At 61.3% G+C, this 21,612-nt stretch carries 19 protein-coding genes; 10 read left to right on the top strand and 9 right to left on the bottom strand.

The genetic code is table 11. The features are described 5' to 3' along the window. Window positions 1–8: 8 nt before the first annotated feature. Together IE079_RS02065 and IE079_RS02060 are read right to left on the bottom strand one after the other, a co-directional pair. A complete protein-coding gene (locus IE079_RS02065; protein WP_189572041.1) occupies window positions 9–1,469 on the bottom strand; it encodes a GTPase/DUF3482 domain-containing protein in 1,461 nt (486 codons plus the stop codon). Beyond that, on the bottom strand, window positions 1,456–2,832 hold the full coding sequence (locus IE079_RS02060; protein ID WP_189572038.1) for a DUF2868 domain-containing protein: 1,377 nt from the start codon (window positions 2,830–2,832) through the stop codon (window positions 1,456–1,458). The genes IE079_RS02065 and IE079_RS02060 overlap by 14 nt, the downstream gene beginning before the upstream one ends. Before the next feature lie 42 nt (window positions 2,833–2,874). On the opposite strand from IE079_RS02060, the gene IE079_RS02055 reads away from it, so the two are divergent. The 4 genes from IE079_RS02055 (at window position 2,875) to IE079_RS02040 (ending at window position 8,607) form a co-directional block, all read left to right on the top strand. Further along, window positions 2,875–3,237 carry a DUF6164 family protein gene (locus tag IE079_RS02055; RefSeq protein WP_189572035.1) on the top strand — a complete coding sequence of 121 codons (363 nt, stop codon included), beginning with the start codon at window positions 2,875–2,877 and terminating at the stop codon, window positions 3,235–3,237. Window positions 3,238–3,412: 175 nt separating this feature from the next. Beyond that, complete coding sequence (locus IE079_RS02050) at window positions 3,413–4,192, top strand: 3-hydroxybutyrate dehydrogenase (protein ID WP_189572032.1); 780 nt, start codon at window positions 3,413–3,415, stop codon at window positions 4,190–4,192. A 13-nt stretch (window positions 4,193–4,205) separates the two neighbouring features. Then, entirely contained in the window at window positions 4,206–6,188 is a 1,983-nt protein-coding gene (locus tag IE079_RS02045) for an acetoacetate--CoA ligase (RefSeq protein WP_189572029.1), read from the top strand. Between the two features lie 169 nt (window positions 6,189–6,357). Then, the gene (locus IE079_RS02040; RefSeq protein ID WP_189572027.1) at window positions 6,358–8,607 is read left to right on the top strand and encodes an NADP-dependent isocitrate dehydrogenase; all 2,250 of its coding nucleotides are present in this window, start codon (window positions 6,358–6,360) and stop codon (window positions 8,605–8,607) included. Window positions 8,608–8,870: 263 nt separating this feature from the next. On the opposite strand, the gene ybaK is transcribed toward IE079_RS02040, so the two are convergent. Both ybaK and IE079_RS02030 read right to left on the bottom strand, forming a co-directional pair. Further along, the gene (gene ybaK, locus IE079_RS02035; protein WP_189572025.1) at window positions 8,871–9,338 is read right to left on the bottom strand and encodes a Cys-tRNA(Pro) deacylase; all 468 of its coding nucleotides are present in this window, start codon (window positions 9,336–9,338) and stop codon (window positions 8,871–8,873) included. Between the two features lie 55 nt (window positions 9,339–9,393). Further along, window positions 9,394–10,695, bottom strand: a complete 1,302-nt coding sequence (locus tag IE079_RS02030; protein ID WP_227712254.1) for an MFS transporter — start codon at window positions 10,693–10,695, stop codon at window positions 9,394–9,396. A gap of 218 nt (window positions 10,696–10,913) precedes the next feature. On the opposite strand from IE079_RS02030, the gene IE079_RS02025 reads away from it, so the two are divergent. Next, window positions 10,914–12,536, top strand: a complete 1,623-nt coding sequence (locus IE079_RS02025) for a sensor domain-containing diguanylate cyclase (RefSeq protein ID WP_189572023.1) — start codon at window positions 10,914–10,916, stop codon at window positions 12,534–12,536. Here IE079_RS02025 and IE079_RS02020 read toward each other — a convergent pair. The 3 genes from IE079_RS02020 to IE079_RS02010 form a co-directional block, all read right to left on the bottom strand. Continuing rightward, a complete protein-coding gene (locus tag IE079_RS02020; RefSeq protein ID WP_189572021.1) occupies window positions 12,522–12,866 on the bottom strand; it encodes a hypothetical protein in 345 nt (114 codons plus the stop codon). The genes IE079_RS02025 and IE079_RS02020 overlap by 15 nt on opposite strands. 38 nt (window positions 12,867–12,904) lie before the next feature. Beyond that, window positions 12,905–13,177 carry a hypothetical protein gene (locus tag IE079_RS02015; protein ID WP_189572019.1) on the bottom strand — a complete coding sequence of 91 codons (273 nt, stop codon included), beginning with the start codon at window positions 13,175–13,177 and terminating at the stop codon, window positions 12,905–12,907. Window positions 13,178–13,730: 553 nt separating this feature from the next. Beyond that, window positions 13,731–14,261: a 3'-5' exonuclease gene (locus IE079_RS02010; protein WP_189572919.1), complete on the bottom strand. Its 531-nt coding sequence runs from the start codon at window positions 14,259–14,261 to the stop codon at window positions 13,731–13,733. A gap of 209 nt (window positions 14,262–14,470) precedes the next feature. Here IE079_RS02010 and queC point away from each other — a divergent pair, with 209 nt between their 5' ends. Together queC and queE are read left to right on the top strand one after the other, a co-directional pair. Next, on the top strand, window positions 14,471–15,136 hold the full coding sequence (gene queC / locus IE079_RS02005; RefSeq protein WP_189572016.1) for a 7-cyano-7-deazaguanine synthase QueC: 666 nt from the start codon (window positions 14,471–14,473) through the stop codon (window positions 15,134–15,136). Further along, window positions 15,136–15,813: a 7-carboxy-7-deazaguanine synthase gene (gene queE, locus IE079_RS02000; RefSeq protein WP_189572014.1), complete on the top strand. Its 678-nt coding sequence runs from the start codon at window positions 15,136–15,138 to the stop codon at window positions 15,811–15,813. Before queC ends, queE begins: the two co-directional genes overlap by 1 nt. On the opposite strand, the gene IE079_RS01995 is transcribed toward queE, so the two are convergent. Together IE079_RS01995 and IE079_RS01990 are read right to left on the bottom strand one after the other, a co-directional pair. Next, window positions 15,814–17,550, bottom strand: coding sequence for an ExeM/NucH family extracellular endonuclease (locus IE079_RS01995; RefSeq protein ID WP_189572011.1), 1,737 nt, complete (start codon window positions 17,548–17,550; stop codon window positions 15,814–15,816). Window positions 17,551–17,598: 48 nt separating this feature from the next. Next, the gene (locus IE079_RS01990; RefSeq protein ID WP_189572008.1) at window positions 17,599–18,510 is read right to left on the bottom strand and encodes a WYL domain-containing protein; all 912 of its coding nucleotides are present in this window, start codon (window positions 18,508–18,510) and stop codon (window positions 17,599–17,601) included. 322 nt (window positions 18,511–18,832) lie between these two features. Here IE079_RS01990 and IE079_RS01985 point away from each other — a divergent pair, with 322 nt between their 5' ends. From IE079_RS01985 to IE079_RS01975, 3 genes are all read left to right on the top strand, one after another. Continuing rightward, complete coding sequence (locus IE079_RS01985) at window positions 18,833–20,125, top strand: MFS transporter (RefSeq protein WP_189572005.1); 1,293 nt, start codon at window positions 18,833–18,835, stop codon at window positions 20,123–20,125. 88 nt (window positions 20,126–20,213) lie between these two features. Beyond that, a complete protein-coding gene (locus IE079_RS01980) occupies window positions 20,214–20,657 on the top strand; it encodes a MarR family transcriptional regulator (protein ID WP_189572002.1) in 444 nt (147 codons plus the stop codon). A gap of 286 nt (window positions 20,658–20,943) precedes the next feature. Beyond that, window positions 20,944–21,513 carry a TMEM165/GDT1 family protein gene (locus IE079_RS01975; RefSeq protein ID WP_189571999.1) on the top strand — a complete coding sequence of 190 codons (570 nt, stop codon included), beginning with the start codon at window positions 20,944–20,946 and terminating at the stop codon, window positions 21,511–21,513. Window positions 21,514–21,612: the final 99 nt, after the last annotated feature.

Below are 21,612 nucleotides of genomic sequence, written 5' to 3'. Positions count from 1 at the left end.
TCCCGGGTTCAACTGTAATCGCCGGATGTCACCCGCCAATGGCGGTAATGGTCCATGGATGAATGAATGGCTGACTCCAGGGCCTGCTGTTCATCGGTGCCGAGTTTCCGGCCCTTGCGCAGCTTGCCGAGGGCATACTGGATGGCCTTTCTGCGGGGGCTGTCCAGCTGTTCCAGCCAGTGGCTGTCCGAGGGCGGCAGTTCCAGCGGATCGCGTCCGGCATGGTTGCGTTCACTGATATGCCACCAGTGGTCCACGGCCCTTCCCAATACAATATAGCCGAATTGCAGGTCTTGTACCGGACCAAAGGTGACGGTCTGCAGTTCGCCGGTACCCTGGGGGGTTCCCGGCCGCAGGGCCTGTATGGCCAGCCGGTCACCGTAGAAGTAGCTGCCCGCGGCGCCGATAAGGCCACCAATCAGTGCCCCGGCGCCCAGGGAGTGGCCCAGGGTGAGCGCGTCGATGCCGGCGCCGCCAACCGCTCCCGCGCCGAAACCGGCGGTGGCCAGGTAGCGACGGCTTACGGCCCATGCCTGGCGGGTGCTCTCGCTGAACAGGTCATGGTCGTGATGCCAGCTCAGCTCCGCCTCTTGGCGGGCGATCCTGTGGTGCTGGTACAGGCTCTCGATATCCCGGCGCAGGCGTTGTTCCCGCTGTCGCTGGTGTTGATACCACTGTTCCCGCAGACGGGCTTCCAGAGCCTCGCGGCTTTCGCTACCGGGGACGGGCAGGGATCTGGGCAGAGTACGGCTTTCCTGGTGCCGCATCATGTCAGTCAGGGCCCCTGCGATCAGACGCGCTGATTGCCACTGGCGGTCGTCCCGCTGCTGCTTCAGGAAACGGGTGGCATCTTCCAGGGGGCGCTCCCACTCGGGACGCAGTTGGCCAAAGGCCTTGAGCAGGCTCAGATGTTGCTCGAACGGGGCGTTAACGGCGTCAAAACTGCGGACAATCTGGAAGAACTGCCCCAGGGCGGACTGCCAGGTTGCAGTGTGGTCGTCCGGCCCGATGCGGTTGATCAGCGCCAGGCTGGGCTGTCCGGACCAGCGCAGGATGGTCATTTCCGCCTCCTGCTCGGCGGTATAGGGCACCGAGCCATCCACCACGTAGATAATGCCTGCCCCCTCGATGATGGGTGTCAGCAGTTCACACTCGTCCCGGAACTTCGGGTTATCCCGGTGTTGGTGAACAAACGCCGCCACTGTATCCGGCCGGTCGGAGGCCGACAGGCTGTGGGCTTCCAGCCATTCCAGTACCCGGCGGGGGCGCTGGAAGCCGGGGGTGTCCACCAGGGTGTACAGGGTGCGGCCATCCACCGCCAGCGGGTAGGTCTGACTCTCGCGGGTGGTGCCCGGCTCCAGCGCGATAGCAATGCGGTCGTTCTGGGACAGCGTGGCTACCACGCTGGACTTGCCACGGTTGGGGTGGCCCACCACGGCGAATACCGGCGCCTGGTCAGTGCTGGACATGGTTGGCCTCCCCGTTGTCCGTGGCTGCCACCCGAATGCCCTGCCCGGCCCTGTCGGCAAATCGCAGCCACTGGGCCAGTTGCTGATCGGCCGGTCGCCGGGTGGGCGTGGTGGCCAGGGGCAGCAGGGTCAGGGTGATATCCGGAAACTGCATGGCCGCCTCCTCAAGGAAATCCTCCAGCTCGGCGGTGGGTGGTTCCCAGGCGCGGGTCACCACCAGCAGATCGCGGTCACCGGGCCCACGTCGGCTGGCCAGGTCAGCCAGGGTGCGTCGGTCCGCCTGCAGGCTCTGGCTGCCACCGGCCCGCAGGGGGGGCGCGGAGGTCTCGGTCAGGACACCCTGCGGTGATGCGCCAGCCCAGCAGACGATCAGTGGCGTGTCGGGAACCGGCACTGTATCCGTTGAGGCGTCGGCGGGCAGCTGGCCGCTGTCCGTGGTATCGCTGCCGGTCTCCACCGCGGGCGTTTCCATGCGCCACAGCAGCGCCGGATAACCCGGATGATGGCGCAGTGCACGACGGCTCTTGCGGCGCAGGTCCAGGGTGGCCAGGCCCAGCAACAGTAACCGGGGCAGGATGGTCCAGGTCAGCCACGCCATGGCCACAAAGGGCCACCAGGCCCCCCAGCGGGCGGAATCGGTCCCGGGGGTGGTGTCTGCCAGCCGGAAGAAGCGGGTGTCCGACACCAGTTCCAGTGAAGGTGTTGCCACCGGCAGCCAGCCGGACCAGGGAGCCGCGATCCACGATACAATGCTGTGCCAGGCTTCGGCGGAGGTCTCCAGGGTGGTGCTCCAGCCGAAGGCCAGGTCCTGTAGCACCACCGAGCCCAGCAGCGTAACCAGTCCCGTGAGGCCGAAGGCCAGGCCGGCCGCCTGGGCGGTGCGAGCCATCATCGGGCCAAACAACGGCATCAGGGCCGGGGACGGTTGCCGTTTCTCCAGCCGATGCTGCAGGCTGTGAACCAGTGGTGCCCATGGCTGCCACCCGGCCAGTCCCTGTATGGCAGTGATCAGGGCCAACACCAGTTGCAGCAGGATGACACCGAGAATAACGGTGATGTTGATCTGCTGGCCGCCATCGTAGAACAACAGGCCCGACATGGTCACAATACCCAGCAGGGCGCCGAGGCTGACAAAAGCGCTGGCAAAACGCTGCCAGAACCGCAGTTCCGGCGGGTAGCTGACAGTGGCTGTCTCGTTCAGGGCCTGGAGCTGGGCCAGCCAGTGACCCATATCCGGAGCCTGGTTGCTGCCCCGGTCCAGGGCATAGCGGCGGTCACGGCGGTGCAGAAAGGCCGGTGACTGCTGCTGGTCGCGCTGGTATTGACGATCAAAGGCCAGCAGGGTCTCAAGGTGGCCGGGCATGCAGTATCCTTGTATCAATGACAGGCCACGAGAGTGTAACCGATGCCCCACCATTTGATGAATCTGCGCCATGTGCCGGACGACGAGGCGGACGAGATCCGCGCCCTGTTCGGTGAGCATGAGGTGAACTATTACGAAACGCCACCGTCGTTCTGGGGCATCAGCATGGGAGGCTTCTGGGTGCATGACGAGGTGGAGGCGGAACGGGCAAAGGCCCTGCTGCGGGAATACCAGTCGCAGCGCCAGAACCGTCAGCGCCAGGCCTGGGAGGAGGCACTCCAGGCGGGCAAGGGGAGCGGCGTCCGGCACCAGTTCCTGCGCAAGCCGATTACGGTAATCGCCGCCCTGTTGGCGCTGGTGTTTATCCTCGGCGTTTCCCTGGCTCCGTTTCTGCGGCTGGGCTAACCTCACCAGGTTACAAACATTGGCAAAAAAGAAATCTCATGTCACATTCCTGTCGACACCCGGCTATCCGGGGTTGGCCCGAGAGACGATCGACGCCCAGATGACGCTGTTCTAAAGACGAACCGAGGCAACCGTAGCCGGCCAGGTATGGCCTACGATTGAGGAGATAATAACAATGCGACTGGAAAACCGTACTGCCCTGATTACCGGCGCTGGCCGGGGTATTGGCCGGGCAATTGCCGAACTTTTTGCCCGCGAGGGCGCCCGGGTAGCCATTGCCGATCTGAGTCACGATAGTGCCAGCGAGGCTGCCGAATCGATTCGTGCCGCCGGTGGCGAGGCCATGGCACTGGTCATGGATGTCACCGACGAGCAGGCCGTGGACGATGGTTTCAGCCAGCTGGCGGACCAGTGGGGCGGCGTGGATATTGCCGTGGCCAATGCCGGCGTACAGCACATCGACCCGGTGCACAAGCTGGCTTACGCTGACTGGCGCAAGGTGGTAGACGTTCACCTCAACGGGGCCTTCCTGGTAACCCGGGCCGCTCTGAACCAGATGTATGCCGGCACCGGCGGCACCATGCTGTACATGGGCTCGGTCCACTCGCTGGAAGCCTCGCCCCTGAAATCCCCCTACGTGGCGGCCAAGCACGGCATGCTGGGGCTGTGCCGGGCGGTGGCGAAGGAAGGCGCGGAACACGGGGTGCGCAGTAACATCATCTGCCCGGGCTTCGTGCGCACGCCGCTGGTGGAAAAGCAGATCCCCGAACAGGCAAAGGAGCTTGGCATCTCCGAGGAAGAGGTGATCCGTAACGTAATGCTGAAGAACACCGTGGACGGTGAGTTCACCACCGTCGAGGATATCGCGGAACTGGCCGTGCATCTGGCCGCCTTCCCGTCCGCCGCCCTCACCGGCCAGTCCATTGTGGTCAGCCACGGCTGGCACATGCAGTAATCAGGAGGTTCGGATGAGTACCACAGAACAATCACCAGTCGTCTGGAGCCCATCGCGGGAAATACTGGACGAATCCCGCATGGGCCGCTTCAGGCGCTGGCTCGAAGGCCAGGGTTATGGTCCGTTCGCCGATTATCACGCCCTGCACCAGTGGTCCATTGACGACCTGGAAACCTTCTGGCAGAAACTCTGGGACTACTGCGGACTGGTCTGTGAGACACCGGCGGACAGGGTGCTGGGCAGTCGCGATATGCCGGGGGCGGAATGGTTTCCCGGCATGAGGCTGAATTTTGCCGCCAACCTGCTGCGACTGGCAGACGGCGACCACGCCGACCGGGAAGCCGTTGTTGCCTGTTGCGAAACCCGCCCGGTGCTGCGGCGTACGTATCGTCAGCTCAGGGCGGACGTCGGCGCCCTGGAAGGGTTCTTGCGCCACCAGGGTGTGCAGCAGGGCGATCGGGTAGCCGGCATCGTCACCAACGGCTATGAAGCCATCGTGGGTATGCTGGCGACCACCAGCATGGGCGCCATCTGGAGTTCAGCCTCGCCGGATTTCGGGGTGGGCGCGATCAATGACCGATTCGGCCAGATCGAACCGGCGGCGGTGATCGCGGTCAACGGCTATGGATACGGTGGCAAGGTCTTCCCGCGCCAGCAGGCGTTCCGGGAACTGATTGATCAGCTGCCGTCCCTCAAGTGCGTGGTCAGTATCCCGCAACTGCCGGACGAGGATCCCATCTCCGGCGACAAGGTGACCACCTGGGACGATGCGATTGCCGCCGGTTCCGGCCAGGCGCCTTCCTTCACGCCGCTGCCACCGGACCATCCCGTATATATCCTGTATTCCTCCGGCACCACCGGCCAGCCCAAGTGTATTGTGCATGGCAGTGCCGGAATACTGGCCAAGCATGCCAGCGAGCTGATGCTCCACGGCGATGTAGAGCCGGATGACCGTTTTCTGTACTTCACCACCTGCGGCTGGATGATGTGGAACTGGCAGGTATCGGCCCTGATGACCGGTGCCGCCGTGGTCACCGTGGACGGTTCCCCGGGCTATCCGGACCTGAACATGTTGTGGGAGACCGTGGCCCGGGAGCGGGTCACCCACTTCGGTACCAGTGCCCGATTTATTGCCGGCTGTCGCAAGGCCGAACTGAAACCGGCCCGTGACCTGGACCAGAGTCACCTGAGGGTAGTCTTCTCCACCGGCTCGCCGCTGCTGCCGGAAGACTACGACTGGGTTTATGGCGATGGCGCGCCGCAGGTGCTGCTGGGTTCCATTGCCGGTGGCACTGATATCTGCGCCAGCTTCGTGGGCGCGACTCCGTTGCTGCCGGTACGCCGGGGTGAAATCCAGTGCCGCCTGCTGGGGGTGGATGCCGTGGCCTACGGCGATGACGGCAAGCCGGTCAGCAAAGGCCGTGGTGAACTGGTCTGCCGGCAGCCGCTGCCGTCCATGCCGGTGCGTTTCTGGAACGATCCGGACGGTGAGCGCTACCGTAAGGCCTATTTCGACACCTTTCCCGGGGTGTGGGCCCATGGTGACTTTATCGAGTTCACCGAGCACGGGGGTGCCATTATCTACGGTCGTTCCGATGCCACCCTGAACCCGGGCGGTGTGCGCATTGGTACGGCCGAAATCTACCGCCAGGTGGAAACCATTGCGGAGGTGGCCGACAGTCTTGTGGTGGGTCGCCAGGTTGACGGTGACGTTGAAGTGGTGTTGCTGGTGGTGCCGGCAGCCGGGCATGAACTGACCGATGCCCTGCAGCAACAACTGCGTCGGCGCATCCGCGAAGGGGCCAGTCCCCGGCACGTACCGAAGCACATGATTGCCGTGCCGGACATCCCCTACACCCGCAGCGGCAAGAAGGTGGAGCTTGCCGTGGCGCGGCTGCTCAATGGCTCTGCAAAGGCGGATAACCGGGATGCCCTGGCCAATCCCGAAGCGCTGGACAGCATTGCTGAACGGCTGGCCGGGGCGGGGCTGATCTGACATCCGGGGCGGGGTCTTATACTAAGATCGTAACCCGGCGTTCGAAAAAAATGCTATCTTATAGCACTTATCAACAGACCCTGATCAGTCATTGTTCCGTCATGGGTTCACAAGACCCTTGATGCTGATGGTGACCGTCCTGAATTCATCTATTACCCAGAGGACGAAGATGACAACTGAAAACCCCACGATTGTCTATACGCTGACCGACGAAGCGCCTGCCCTGGCGACCCGCTCCCTGCTGCCGATCCTGCAGACCTTTACCACACCGGCAGGCATCACCTTCGAGACCAGCGATATCTCCCTGGCTGCCCGTATCCTGGCAGTCTTTCCTGATTACCTCGAAGAAGACCAGCGCGTTGTTGATGCACTGGCCGATCTGGGTGAATACACCAAGGACCCGGACGCCAACATCATCAAGCTGCCCAACATCAGTGCTTCTATCCCCCAGCTGCGCGCGGCCATCAAGGAACTGAACGAACAGGGCTACAAGGTCCCCGAGTACCGTGAAGATCCCGAAACCGATGAGGAGAAAGAGGCTCAGGCCCGTTACTCCAGGGTTCTGGGCAGTGCCGTGAATCCGGTTCTGCGTGAGGGCAATTCCGACCGTCGCGCGCCGGCCGCGGTCAAGGCGTTCGCCCGCAAGCATCCCCACTCCATGGGCGAGTGGAGCCCCGCATCCCGGACCCACGTGGCCCACATGCGCGGTGGTGACTTCTACTCCAGCGAACAGTCGGTGACGCTGGACAAGGCGACCAGTGTCAATATTGTGTTCGAGAACAAGTCGGGCAAGCAGACAGTGCTCAAGTCCGACCTGGCGTTGCAGGAAGGCGAAGTACTCGACGGCATGTTCATGAGCAAGAAGGATCTGGTGAAGTTCTTCGAGGATGCCATCGAGGACTGCGAGAAAACTGGCGTGATGTTCTCCCTGCACGTCAAGGCGACCATGATGAAGATCTCCCACCCGATCGTTTTCGGGCATGCGGTGAAAGTCTTCTACCGGGAGCTGTTTGATAAATACGGCGACCTGTTCGATGAGATCGGGGTCAACCCGAACAACGGCCTGTCCTCCGTGATCGAGAAAATCAAGCAGCTGCCGGAATCGAAACAGGAGCAGATCCAGGAAGATCTGCACAAGACCTACGAGCACCGCCCGGAAATTGCCATGGTGGATTCCGTCAAGGGCATCACCAACCTGCACGTACCCAGTGACGTGATCGTGGATGCGTCCATGCCCGCCATGATTCGTAATTCCGGCAAAATGTGGGCCCGCGACGGCAAGCTGAAGGACACCAAGGCGGTCATGCCGGAGTCCACCTATGCGACCATCTACCAGGAAGTGATCAACTTCTGCAAAACTCACGGTGCCTTTGATCCGACCACCATGGGCACCGTGCCCAACGTGGGTCTGATGGCCCAGAAGGCCGAGGAATACGGCTCCCACGACAAGACCTTCGAGATCCCCGAAGACGGCACCGTGCGGGTTGTCACCGAAGATGGCACCGTGCTCACCGAGCACGAGGTTGAGGCAGGCGATATCTGGCGCGCCTGCCAGACCAAGGACCTGCCGATCCGTGACTGGGTCAAGCTGGCGGTGAACCGCGCCCGCGCCACCGGCATGCCGGCGGTGTTCTGGCTGGACGACGAGCGCCCCCACGATGCCCAGCTGATCGAGAAGGTGAAGACCTGTCTCAAGGATCACGACACCGAGGGCCTGGACATCCGCATCATGTCGCCGGTGCGCGCGATTCGCTGGACCATGGAACGCCTGATCCGGGGCCTGGACACCATCTCCGTGACCGGCAACGTACTGCGGGACTATCTCACCGACCTGTTCCCGATTCTGGAGCTGGGTACCAGTGCCAAGATGTTGTCCATCGTGCCGCTGCTGAACGGCGGTGGCCTTTACGAAACCGGTGCCGGTGGGTCCGCGCCCAAGCACGTGCAGCAGCTGCTGGAAGAGAACCACCTGCGCTGGGACTCCCTGGGCGAGTTCCTGGCCATTGCGGTCTCGCTGGAGGAACTGGGCGAGAAGCAAAGCAACCTGCGTGCCCGCCTGATGGGCGAGGCCCTGGACAAGGCCACCGGGCGCCTGCTGGAAAACAACCAGTCACCATCACGGGTAACCGGCGAACTGGACAACCGCGGCAGCCACTTCCACCTGGCCCGCTACTGGGCCGAGGAACTGGCCAACCAGGACGAAGACAAGGACATGAAAGAGTTCTTCACCAAGCTGTCCAGACAGCTGGAAGACAACAAGGACCAGATCCTGGAAGAGATGAGCGTGATACAGGGTCAGCCAGCGGATATCGGTGGCTACTACCATCCGCCGGCGGACAAGGTCTGCAAGATCATGCAGCCCAGCGAGACCCTCAACAGGCTACTCGAGGAAGCTCGCCAGCAGGCCCCTGCCAAGTAAGCGGCAAGCCTGAATGAGAAAAACCCGGTGGGCAGCGTTGCTCTCCGGGTTTTTTTGTCGCCACGGAATCCACGGAAAGACACGGAAGGAAAAGATGAAAAGATCGTTCTAGCCACTAAACCCACGAAAGAACACGAAAAAATGATTACTGAATAAGAAAGTCTTTGGTTGTTAAATTTCGTGTTCTTTCGTGGATTTAGTGGCAAATCCTCTTTTTCTTTGTCTTTTTTCCGTGTCTTTCCGTGGATTCCGTGGCAAAAAAATCATGCCCTGATGGTGGCGAATGAGGCCCGGGTCAGACTTGCCAGGTCAGCCGGCGCCAGCTCGATTTCCAGCCCCCGGCGGCCGGCACTGACGTGGATGGTGTCGAAGGTCTGTGCTGACTCGTCAATAACGGTCTTCAGCGCCTTCTTCTGCCCCAGCGGGCTTACGCCACCCAGCACATAACCCGTGGTGCGCTGTACCTTCTGCTTGTCCGCCATGACCACCTTCTTGGCCTTTGCCGCCTTCGCCACCCGTTTCAGGTTGAGGCTGTTGGAAACGGGTACGATCGCCACCACCAGTTCCCCGGCGTCGGTCTCCACCACCAGGGTCTTGAACACCTGGTCCGGATCAACTCCCAGCTTCTCTGCCGCTTCGGTGCCATAGGAATCGCTCTTCGGATCGTGGTCGTATTCGTGTACCTGGTGAGTAATGCCCACCTGGCGGGCAAGATCAATGGCAGGGGTCATCAAGGCTCCTCAACGCGGCTGAAAACCGTGAGCATAGCGCTAAACGCAGCGTGAGTCAGTGCTCGCTGTGGGCCACCTCCCGAGCCGGCGGAATGGTCAGCATCAGCACGAACCCGACCAGCAGGAACGCCAGGATGGTGCTCATGCCCCAGCGCTGGCTGCCGCTGACGGCGGTGACCCAGCCTACCAGCAACGGGCCCATAAAGGCCGTGGCCTTGCCGGAGAAGGCGAACAGCCCGAACATCTGGGTCTGCAGATGAGGCGGTGCCACCCTGGCCATGTAGGAGCGGCTGGCGGATTGCAGCGGGCCCACGAAGATGCCCAGGGTCATGCCGAAGACCCAGAACCAGAGGGCATCCGTAGCCACCAGTATCGCCACGGCGCTGAGGGTCAGCCCTATCAGCGACAGCAGCACCGTATTGCGACCGCCAATGGCGTCGTCTACCCAGGAAAAGGCCAGTGCACCCACGCCCGAGGTGACATTCAGCGCGATGGCGAATTGCAGCACCTGAGTCTGATCCATGCCGAAGGTGCCGGCAGCGTACACGCCGCCAAAGGTAAAAATGGTGGCCAGCCCGTCGGTATAGAGCATACGGGCAATCAGGAAGCGGACAATGATCCGGTACTTGCGGACCTGCCGGATGGAGTCCGCAAGCTGGGCGAGCCCCGCCCGGACGGACGATGCCAGCGACAGACCTCGGGATGGCCGGTCAGGAATCAGAAAAAACGATGGCAGGGAAAACACCAGGAACCAGACGGCCACCAGCACAAAGGTGGCCCGCACGTGTTCGAGGTTGTCACGGTCCAGCCCCAGCCAGTCGGTATCGCCTTCGATAAAGCCGAACAGCGCCACCACCAGACAAGTCACACCGCCCAGGTAGCCCAGGCCCCAGGCCCAGCCGGACCAGCGGCCTACCCGCGCCGGTGAGGCGAGGTCCGGCAACATGGCGTTGTAGAAGATAAAGGCACATTCCGCTCCGAGAATGCCGAGGCTCACCCAGAAGGCGGCAAACCACAAATCGCCGCTGCCTGGCGCGACGAACCAGAGCATGGCGGTGGCGAACACACAGAGCAGGGTAAAGCCAATGAACCAGGGCTTGCGGCGACCATTCTGGTCGGCAATGGCCCCCAGTATCGGCGCCAGGATGGCGACCGCCACCCCGGAAAGGCCGACGATATTGCCCCAGGCTTCGGTACCCGCGACATCATCCTGGATCACCGACTGGCTGAAATAGCGGGCGAAGACGAAAGTCAGGATGATGGCGAAAAAGGCACTATTGGCCCAGTCATACAGCGCCCATGACCAGAGCGCCCGTCGGTTTTCGCCGGTGGAGGTGTCGCGGTGGCCAGCCATCATGGAAAACAGTCCTGTCAAAGTACGAGGTGGTAAGGCGCTTATGAAAAATACTGTGACGGTTGTAAAAAACTGTGTCAGTGGTCGACGTTACCGATGCGACACACTACTGTTCACTATGGGCCCTCGGGCAAACCAGCCGGGGAAATGGCCCCACAGGGTTCAGTCGTGCCGACAGCGATGTAACCTGTCACCCATGTCCTCTGAAGAACCGCCAACTGATGAACCATAGCAAAAGAAGTGGAACCCCGGTAACACGATCTCTTAAGGTTGCCCTTGCCTATCTCGTGGTTGGTGGCCTCTGGATACTGTTTTCTGACGCCGCCGTGGAACAGGTGGTCAGCGATCCGGAGATGCTGACCCGGCTGCAGACCTGGAAGGGGTGGGCTTTTGTTGCCTTTACCGGTGTTGTTCTCTACCTGGTGATGCTGCGGCAGTTCCACCGTGACCGGGAGATGCTCGACCACCAACTGGGCCAGCAAGAGGAAATCCGCCGCCTGAGTCAGTTCCAGCAAAGCGTGATCGACAATGCCAATATCTGGATCAACGTACTGGACCCCCAGGGGCGGGTGCTGATCTGGAACCGGGCAGCGGAGGAGATCAGCGGTTTTTCCAGTGATGTCGCAACAGGCAGTGACAGTATCTGGGAAAAGCTCTACCCGGATCCGGACTATCGCGCCTGGGTGCTGGAAAGGGTCAGCCGTATCCTGTCGGGGCAGGAGGAGGTCGAGGGCCTGGAAACCACCATTGCAACCCGTCACAACGGCGAACGGGCCATCGCCTGGCACTCGCGCTCGTTTCTGGATTCCGCCGGCAGGGTTGCCGGCTCCATTGCCATTGGCATGGATGTTACCGAAAGCCGGGCGGCAGAGAGCGCCCTGAAAGCACGGGAACGACAGCTCAGCACCATCATGGACAACCTGCCCGGCATGGCCTATCGCTGCCTGTACGACGACTACTGGACCATGAAGTTCATTTCCAGCGGTTGCCGTGAGCTGACCGGTTATCAGCCGGAAGACCTGGTCGATAATCGCCGCCTGCCCTGGTCCGATCTGGTGTTTGCGGACGATGCGGCTAATGTGACCGCAGCGGTTGAGGACGCCATTGGCAGCGCCGAGCCATTTTCCGTGGAATACCGCCTGCACCGGGCGGACGGTCAGATCATCTGGGTATGGGAGCGTGGCCGGGGGGTTGAGGACGGCGGCGGTATGGTACTCGAAGGCATTATTCTTGATGTCACCGAGCGCAAGGAGCTGGAGGCGCGGTTATCTGAAATGGCAGCCATCGATCCCCTGACCGGCCAGTTCAATCGGCGGGAGACCGAACGCATCCTGCAGGAGGAGGTGGCCCGGGCCGAACGCTATCACCGCAAGCTGGCAGTGCTCTGGGTAGATCTGGATCATTTCAAGAACGTCAATGACACCTGGGGGCACGCGGTCGGTGACGAGGTGCTCAGGTCGATCAGCCTGCGGCTGGCGGAAAGTGTGCGCACGGTGGACACGCTGGGACGTTTTGGCGGTGAGGAGTTTATCGTCGTGTTGCCGGAAATGTCCGTTGACGAAGCCTGGGAGGTGGCCGAGCGCCTGCGGGGGCGAATCGCCGATGAGCCGGTCAGGGTCTCTTTCGGGATGGCGCTGGACCTGACCATCAGCATTGGTGTTGCGGTCTACCCCGACCACGCCGATTCGGCGGATACCTTGTGCAACCTCGCGGACAAGGCCATGTATCAGGCCAAGGAGCAGGGACGCAATCGCACGATAGTTTTCAGCGGGGTCTCCGGCTCGACTGAATCGGGTGAGATCCAGCACCTGGGGACACCAGCCGGCAAGTCAGATGGTGCGTAACTGCGCCTCGAGAATACCCAGTACCGACGATACGATATCGCGGAAATCCGTCTGTGTCTGGGTGCGCTGGATGATCTCGTGGCGTTTTTCGTCCAGGCGCTCGAGTTGCGGAACCACCCGTCGGATGCCTTCGGTGATGACTTCGTAAGGGTAGTGGTGGTCCTGAATGCTGAGCTTGTTCAGCTCTGCCACTTCCTGGTGGAATATGCTGATGATGTCGTACAGCATATCCTTGTTGCCGATGGTGCTGGCTTCCCAGTAGGCGTCATCGAGGAGTTCAAGCAGGGACAGGTATTCTCTGAGGGTATCGGCAACGGACGTCTGGCTCATGACAGGCTCCTTGTTATCATGAGCCAGACTATAGCAGTTTATGCTACCTGCCGGGCAATCCAGGAATCGTAGCGACTTGCCAGGGCCTTGACGTAGCGGGCCTCGGCGCCGTCCAGGCTGGCCAGAACGCCGTTGAAGATCCAGCCCCGCTCGTACAGCCCGAGTACGCTGCGCTCGTCCTCCAGGTTGACCCGCTGATTCAGTTTTTTGCAGATTGCATCCAGCAGCGGCATTTTTTCCGGACGACGGATAGGGCCAGGCCGGCGGCTGGCCGGTATGTTGGTGGCACGTCTGGGTGTTGGTCTGTTCATGGCACTCTCCTTACCGTTTTGCGGCTGCAAAAACCAGAAAACCCGGCCTCACGGGACCGGGTTTTCATGCGGGAGACTGCATGCCCGGTCGCCTGAGCTTCCGGGCAGGGCCGAAAGCGTTACCTGATAATCACCATGCCACGGGCCGGCATCAGGGCCTTGCTCCGCGTGCTCGCAAAAGACTGGTGTGTTGGTCGCTTCAAGCCCATTGGGGACTCTCCGTTGTATTCATAATACGGTTGAGTATTGCCGGCACTTCACTTGTACAGCCAGCTAATCATCAGTGTATCGCGGACGTCAGGGTTTGCAAATGGGTGACAGGGGCAAGGGTATACGCAGAAACCCTGGCTTCGGCAAACGCGTACAGACACTCAGCAGCCCTGCGAGGATAATTTCCGGCGTCACGTGTTTTACGTTGTGCAATCCACAGCTTCACTGTCAGTGACTGTGTGATCTCTCCTTTATTGTTTGGCGCTACGGGTTTCCCGCAGCGCCTTTTTTTTGTGGTCAGGTGTCTGCGGCCAGGGTTCTGCCTGTCACCATCCACCGGCCACTACAGCTTGCCCAGGGAAGGGCGCTGCTCATCAGGGGTGCCGGCGGTCACCTGACACCAGGTGGTATGGAGAATGCGGGCATCGTTGGCGGCCCGGTGAACCGGCAGACCGAGGTCGTCGATCACCTTGTGGCGCGTGGCGGACCAGTGCTGGACCTGGGCCGGAGAAAGCAACATGGAAACCGATTCCAGCTGGAAGGAAGGCCGCATGTTGGCGGCCCTGTACAGGCGGTGGAGCCAGAAGCTGTCGAAGGTCCAGGCATCGCAGAATACCTCGCCGTGCAGCAGTTCGTTCAGGTGATGGGCTACCTGGCTGACACTGAGCCCCTCTTCGACCAGTGTGTCGCGACTGATGCCGTGAATGGCCTGAGCGCTGTCAGACCAGTCATGCCAGAGAACGTGAGGCCTGATCAGCCAACTATGGAGTTCCCCGTTCGGCAGGCACAGACCGACCTCGATCGGATAGCTGGCGATCAGGTCGAGGCTGGAGGCCTCGAAGTCAATAAAGGCCGGTGCGGTGAGCTGGGTCATCGGCATGTTGGTCAGTTGCTGGGCTGTCTGCAAAGTGTAACCGTCCCTGTGGTTTGACGCGAACCCATAGTGTCGGGTGGCTGTTACAATAAAAAGGCAATACTACCCTCTGGAAAGGATTTTGTGAGTCAGGTACTTCCGAGGGGTGCAGGGATGCTAAACGAATCCTCGACGGATGATCAGTATCCATTTGGTAAGCGGGAGGTCAGGTGCCGAAAACCATTATCGTGATTTACTCCGGGGGTATGGATTCGTTCACCCTGCTCCACCGGGCCCTGTCTGAAGGGCATCGGGTGCATGCGCTGTCATTCGACTATGGCCAGCGTCACGTCCGCGAACTGGAAGCGGCAGCGGGGGTCTGCACGGAGCTGGGTGTGCCTCACAAGGTGCTGGATATCCGCTCATTGCAGGCAGTGATGGCAGGTTCCGCCCTCACCGGCGGTGTTGCCGTCCCCGAGGGGCACTATGAGGAAGAGAGTATGAAATCCACGGTGGTTCCCAACCGCAATATGATTCTGCTGTCCCTGGCCACCGGCTATGCAGTGACGGTGGAAGCGGATGCGGTCTGGTTCGGGGCCCATGGCGGTGATCATGCCATCTATCCGGATTGCCGCCCGGAGTTCGTTGAGAAAATGGACGCGGTGTGCCGCGTGGCGAACTATGAGCCCGTTGCCATCGAGGCGCCCTACATTCGCGCCAGCAAGACTGACATCCTCGCGGATGGTCTTGCCATGGGGCTGGACTACAGCCAGACCTGGACCTGTTATAACGGTCGCCAGAAGGCCTGTGGCGTTTGCGGTTCCTGCGTGGAAAGGCTGGAGGCGTTTGCCGCCCACGGCGTGACCGACCCCCTGCCATACGAGGCCCGCAACTGATGTACCGTGTAAAGGAGGCCTTCTACACCCTGCAAGGCGAAGGCGCCCAGGCGGGGCGGGCGGCGGTATTCTGCCGGTTCAGCAAGTGCAACCTGTGGAATGGCCGGGAGTCCGGCCGGGCGACGGCGGTGTGCGACTTCTGTGATACGGATTTTGTCGGTACCGACGGCCAGAACGGCGGCCGCTTCGAGGCAGCCGAAGCACTGGCGGCCCATGTGTCGGCCCTGTGGCCCTCCGATCCTCGTGCCGACCGCGATAACGGCATTCGCCCCTATGTGGTCTGTACCGGGGGTGAACCTCTGCTACAGCTGGATGAGCCATTGATCGCCGCCTTCCACCAGCAAGGCTTTGATGTGGGTGTGGAAACCAACGGCACGCTGCCGGCACCGGTCGGGATCGACTGGCTCTGTGTCAGCCCGAAAGCCGATGCGGCCGTGGTTATCGATGAATGCGATGAGCTGAAAGTGGTCTACCCGCAGCCCTTGGCCATGCCGGAACGTTTCCTGGCCATCCGGGCCAGTCATTATTTCCTGTCTCCCATGGCGTCCCCGGTCACGCCTGAAAATGGCCGGGACCCGGTCAAGGCCAGCAATACCCGCAAGGCGGTGGACTACTGCCTGCAACACCCCCGGTGGCGCCTGACCATCCAGATGCACAAGATCGTGGGCATCGATTGATTACAAGCTGATATCGGTGATGACCGGGTTGTGATCGGAAGCGCGCCAAAGGAAATCGTCCGGTACCGGTGGTGCGTTTTCGGCATCATAGGCCCAGAGCCGGGGCTCCTCGGCATTCACTGACCAGATATGACTGGCCCTGACCTGTTCACGCAGTGGCTCGTTGGCGACATGATAATCTAGTGTCCCTTGCCGGCCATGGTAGCGGAAGGTCTGCTGTTCCAGGCCATGAAAGTGGGCAATCAGGTCGGTATAGCCGGCGTTGGCGAGCGCCTGGATGGGCGTTTCCCGGGCATAGGCGTTGAAGTCGCCGGCCAGCAGCACCAGGCTTTCCTCGCCGGTGTCGGGTGGCCGCCAGTGCGCCAGTTGCAGCGATGCCGCTTTGCGGGCGGCGGCATAGCAACCCTGACCGTCACCGGCGTCCTTCTGGGCCGGTGGGGCGTTGCGACAACTCTTGGATTTCAGGTGCACCGAGACGACCGTGACTGTCTCTTTCCCGCCGACCAGGCGAAAGCCCTGTGCCAGCGCCGGGCGGTGCCACCGCTTGAATGCCTCTGTGGTGATCAGCGAGGCCGGCCCCTGCGTCCGAACCCGGTCATGCCGGTACAGCAGGCCATTGCGAATGGCATCGTCATGACGGTTGGTGCCGCCCTGCACGAAACGCCAGTGTTCTCCCAGCGCCCGGGCCAGCTGTGCCGGGGCGCTGTTCTCGCCGTAGCCATCGTTTTCCAGTTCCGACACCGCCAGGATGTCCGGTTCCGTGGCCCGGATCTGATGAACCAGTCGTGCCAGTTGTTGCTGGTAGGCCCGATGGCTGGAGGCGCCGCGGTCAGTGGGGAAACCACCGCCCTGACCATCGCCGTTGAAAAGATTCTCCAGGTTGAGGGAGACCACCCGCAGGCTGGCCTGAGGATCTCGTGCTGGCGGCATGTCACGGGGATTGCTGTCGAGGATATCGGGCCGGTAAAGAGACTGAAGCCGCCAGTGCCCGAAACGGTATTCGAGGACCCCGGCCACTGGCGCGATCTGGTCGCCGACCCGTAACGGACTGGCTGGTGCCCCTTCGGGGCCGTACAGGAAGGGAATCGGCCGGGGGTGCTTGCGACGGTAGCCATCGTCCAGGATCAGCCGCTGCCGCTCCTGTTGTTCCTGAAGGCTTCGGGCTTGCGGGCCCGGTGCCACGATCTGGGTGGGTATCCATTGCAGGACAGGCGAGAGCACCAGTTCGCCGTAACGCGCCAGGTTCCAGGTGTCGGTAATCGTCAGCGGAGCTACTGTCTGCACCAGCATGCCCTCAAGGGCTTCCCGGTCGTCCGGCAGTGAGGCACCGGCTTCCAGGGTCCGGGGCTCGGGCAGGCCAGGACGGTCGCAAACGTGAATCTGTGAGACGCCGGTCAGTGAGGTCAGGCCGTAGTATTCCGTGACTTCACCACTGACATGAACCCGATCCCCCGGTTCGCCACCGTTGGCAGTGGTGTGGATAAACAGGCCCTCGGACGTGGAGTCGTCGTTGTCCTGTTCCGCCAGTGCCTGCTGCAGGTAAAACCCCCGGAATCCTCCTGGATGGCGTAGGTCCACCGTGACAATCCCGTCCACACTGACCTGCCGGCCAACCATGGGGGATTCATTTCCCTGCCCCTGAATGTCGGACACCGGTACGTGGGGGCTTTCGCAGTTTGCCGCCGATACCGGAATGGCGGCAATGATCAGCAGCAGGGCAATGATCTTTCGTGGCATGCAAGTCGGTTCCGCGCCGGCAGTGGGGTCTGTCAGGGCCGGTGCCGGTCAGACGGTATCGGTCTGGTTCAGCGTCGCCGCTGGCTGGTGGCCGGGCTTCAGCCAGGCCGGCAAGGCGTCGGCGTTGGTCAGTTCCAGCGGTTTGGCGTCGACGTCGTCCTCGCGCCCCCCTGCCGTCAGCCCGAGCATCGGCATCAGCCAGGGCGCCATGGCTTCGCGGCAGCGGACCTCCATCGGCCCGTCCTCGAGGCCGAAATCGGCGCAAACCAGGCGGCGCTGGGCGGAATTCAGGCCGGCGGCAGGTTGAACCTTCAGGCTGATCATGCGGTTCCAGCGCTCGTCGTGCTCCTCACGGTGACGGGATTTGTCCCGGGAAACCTGGAGCTTGCCGGTGAGACGGCTGAGGCGGAAATCGGCGAAACCTTCCCTGCGATCGCTCCAGGCACGTACGTGCCAGCCCTGGCCGGTCATCACCAGCGTGTGGGGCTCGAGGATCAGTGGCTCGCCGTCCGGATGGTCGAGGGTGAGGTAGCGTGCTTCCAGTTTGCGTTTCTGACGACAGGCCGTAATAACGGCACGAGTCACCTCCGGGCTGGCCTGGCGGCAGGGGGCCCGCACCACACAGCTGTCTGGCAGTCCGATATCGAGGTTCTCGAAACAGTTACTCAGGGACTGGTGCCGGCAGGCCAGCTCCAGATACTCTTCCGGCTGCCCCCGGGTGACCACGGGCTGGAAATCCGTGGCGGGGATGTAGCCTTTGAGGTGTCTGTCGTACACCAGGTTGCCGGGTGCCAGTTCTCGCAGATAGGTATTGATGTCCTTCGACGCCTGCTGACGGCCAATGCCAAAGCCGTGGCAGATGTGATTGGTGGTAAGACGACCTTCCCAGAGGGCAACAATCTCTATCAGTCGATAACGCAGCAGTAAATCCCAGCGAATGGGCCATTCCGTTTTTTTCATAATGTCGGGCTCTTGGTGATGGCTAACAGAGGTCAGGTCGACAGCGACCGATCCATGATCACCCAAACGATGTTAGCAGCATTATGGTGCGTCGGTGTGTTACGGGCCCTTAATGTAAAACTTTGTAAAACCTAGGCGCGGCGCGACTTCCAGAGGTTTTTTGAGATGTTTTTGGGTGGTCATGACAGACACGTTTCGGCAACTGCTTAATAGGTGAAAATGTTGTTGGATGCTTAAATAGAGGTTGCTGGTCATTCAGCAACGGATTACCCGTGGCAGACGGGCCCTGCAGGAAAACCTGATTGTCCCCGGAGAGGTACTGATGACCCGAACGGTGGCGTCTTTGTCGGCGCTGATTCTTAGTATTCTGCTGTTGGTCAGCGGTAATGCGTTTCTCACCACGCTGCTGGGTATCCGCCTGAGTCTTGAGGCGATCGAGCCTTCGGTGATCGGTTGGGTGCTGGTGTGTTACTCGATCGGTTTCGTGCTGGGTACCCTTTACGTGCACAAGGTGATCGGCCAGGTCGGGCACATACGTGCGTTTGCGGTCTTTGCGGCCCTGGCTGCGGTAACGGCGCTGGTCTATCCGCTGGCGGTCAACATGGTGTTGTGGGCCATCCTGAGGGTTATCTCGGGTTTCAGTATCGCCGGGGTGCTGGTGGTCATCGAGAGCTGGTTCAGCAGTCGTGCCACCAACACCAACCGTGGCGCTCTCTTCGCCGTCTACCAGATCGTGTTTTACATTTCCGCTGCCGGTGGCCAGCTGGTGGTGAACCTGGGTGACCCGGCCGATTTCATACCCTTTACCCTGGCAGCCATCCTGCTGACCCTGGCGCTGATTCCGCTGTCGCTCACGCGGATGGCAGCGCCGGTCATCGAGTCTACCGAGCGACTGTCCTTTTTTACCCTGGCGAGGCAATCGTTTACCGGCGCGGCCGGTGCGCTGGTGTGCGGAGTGCTGATCGGTTCCTTCTACGCCCTGGGCCCGGTGTACGCCACCATGGCGGGACTTGACGTGGCAAGAACGTCCCTGTTCATGGCAGCGGCCATCGTGGCCGCCATGATCCTTGCCTGGCCCCTGGGCCGGATCTGTGACAGGTTCGACCGCCGGCGGGTGATGTTCGTAGTGTCGATGATTGCGGCCACCACGGCCGTTGTAGTGGCCATGACCGGCAGCGCCAATATTCCGTTGCTGATGGTGCTGGTAGGCGTGTTTACCGGATTTTCGGCAACCCTCTATCCGATCGCGGTGGCTATTACCAACGATCGCATGGAGACCCATCGAATCGTGGCGGCCAGTGCCACACTTCTGCTGAGCTACGGTATCGGCAGTGTCATCGGCCCCATCGTCATGGCCAAACTGATAAGTGTTCTCGGGCCCTCCGGACTGTTCTGGGGCAATGCCGGCTTCCTGGTGTTGCTGGCCAGCGTGACCAGCTATCGCATCAGCCACACCCCCGATGTGCCGGTGGCCGATCAGGAACACTTCGTGGCGGCCATGCCGGAGGCCTCTGTGGTGCTGGCGGAGATCGATCCGCGGAATGAGGACTTTTATCTCACGCCGGGCATGGAAGCCGAGGTTCGGGGGCCGGATGACCCCGAACCACGTATTTGACCTGGCGCAACTCTGATCATTGTGTAACTTGTGTTCGTCTCAATGATTAGCTTACTATTGCTGAATCTTCAGAAACAGGAAGCGAGACATGGATCAGCAAACTCTTCGAGATCAGTTTCCTTTCGCCGTTGCCCGGGTCACCCGGCGCTGGCGCAAGTTATTGGATGAACGCCTGAAGGATCTGGGCGTCACCCAGGCTCGCTGGTCCACCATGGTTTATCTGCAGCGTGGTGGTGAAGGCCTGACCCAGCGGGAACTGGCCCACCTCATGGCCATTGAGAACCCCACCCTGGTCCGCCTGCTCGACAGCCTGGAGGAACAGGGCCTGATCGAGCGCCGCCCCTGCAAGCGTGACCGCCGCGCCCGTCGCCTGTACCTGACGCCAGCCGGTGAGCGTTTCATGAACGACCTCAACGAGCGGGGCAACATACTGCGGGACGAGATGCTGGCCGGTATCGAGGACAAGGATCTGGAAGTCGCCCTGGGCGTGTTCGAGAAGGTCATGGAAAACGCCGTCAATCTGAAAAAATAGTCTGGCAGTCGACAAAACTGTGTCAGGTAACACCAGCGCCGGTTGAGGTTTTTCAGCCGGCTCGCTATGATCTCATCTCCTTCAGGGGAGTAGTTTCCGCAGCGATTGCTCGTTGCGGGTGATGGTCAACACACTTGGGGCACATCCCCATGGCCATCACGTTCCCGGGTACTGCCCCACGGCGGTGTCCTGCGGAATTAACAAGACCTGGGGAACGGTCACCTCCAGCGGGCGGAGGGTGGCTGTTCCTCGTGTCTTGATATTCCGCCCGGGAAAAGAACACTCTATGGACGCCTTCCTCGCTTCTACCCTGTCTGTTGCCATCGCCGAGATTGGTGACAAGACCCAGTTGCTGTCACTATTCCTGATCAGTCGATTCCATCGCCGTACCCCCATCATTTTGGGAATCCTGGTTGCGACCCTGGTCAACCATGGTTTGTCGGCCCTGCTCGGGGCCTGGGTGGCGAGCTGGTTGCCCCAGGAATGGGTGCCGTGGCTGGTGGCCTTCAGTTTCGTGGCCATTGCCCTGTGGTTGTTGTTTCCGGACAAGGATGAAAGCGAGGATTCCAGGCTGCTGGGACTGGGGGCCTTTGCCGCTACCACGGTCATGTTTTTCCTCGCGGAAATCGGTGACAAGACCCAGATCGCAACCGTGGTACTGGCGGCACGGTACGACGCCACGTTCTGGGTGATCGTAGGCACCACGGTTGGTATGCTGTTGGCTAACATCCCGGTCATTATAGCTGGCAAGTGGCTGATGCAGCGTTTGCCAATGGCGACGGCCAGAATTGGTGCGAGCATTCTGTTCATCTGCCTGGCAGTGATCACGGTGATTGCTGCCTTTAACGGAACATGAAGTGCAACAGCGGACCGGGACCGCTGGAACTCCGGCCCTGGCTGGAGGTCACACTGTCTTTGGGATCAACACGCCCGTAACCTCGGGCCATCGGTAACG

Source organism: Marinobacter zhanjiangensis (assembly GCF_014651935.1).
Taxonomy (GTDB): Bacteria; Pseudomonadota; Gammaproteobacteria; order Pseudomonadales; family Oleiphilaceae; genus Marinobacter; species Marinobacter zhanjiangensis.
Note: the sequence above shows the minus strand (reverse complement) of the source record. Positions and strands in the feature narration are given on the sequence as shown.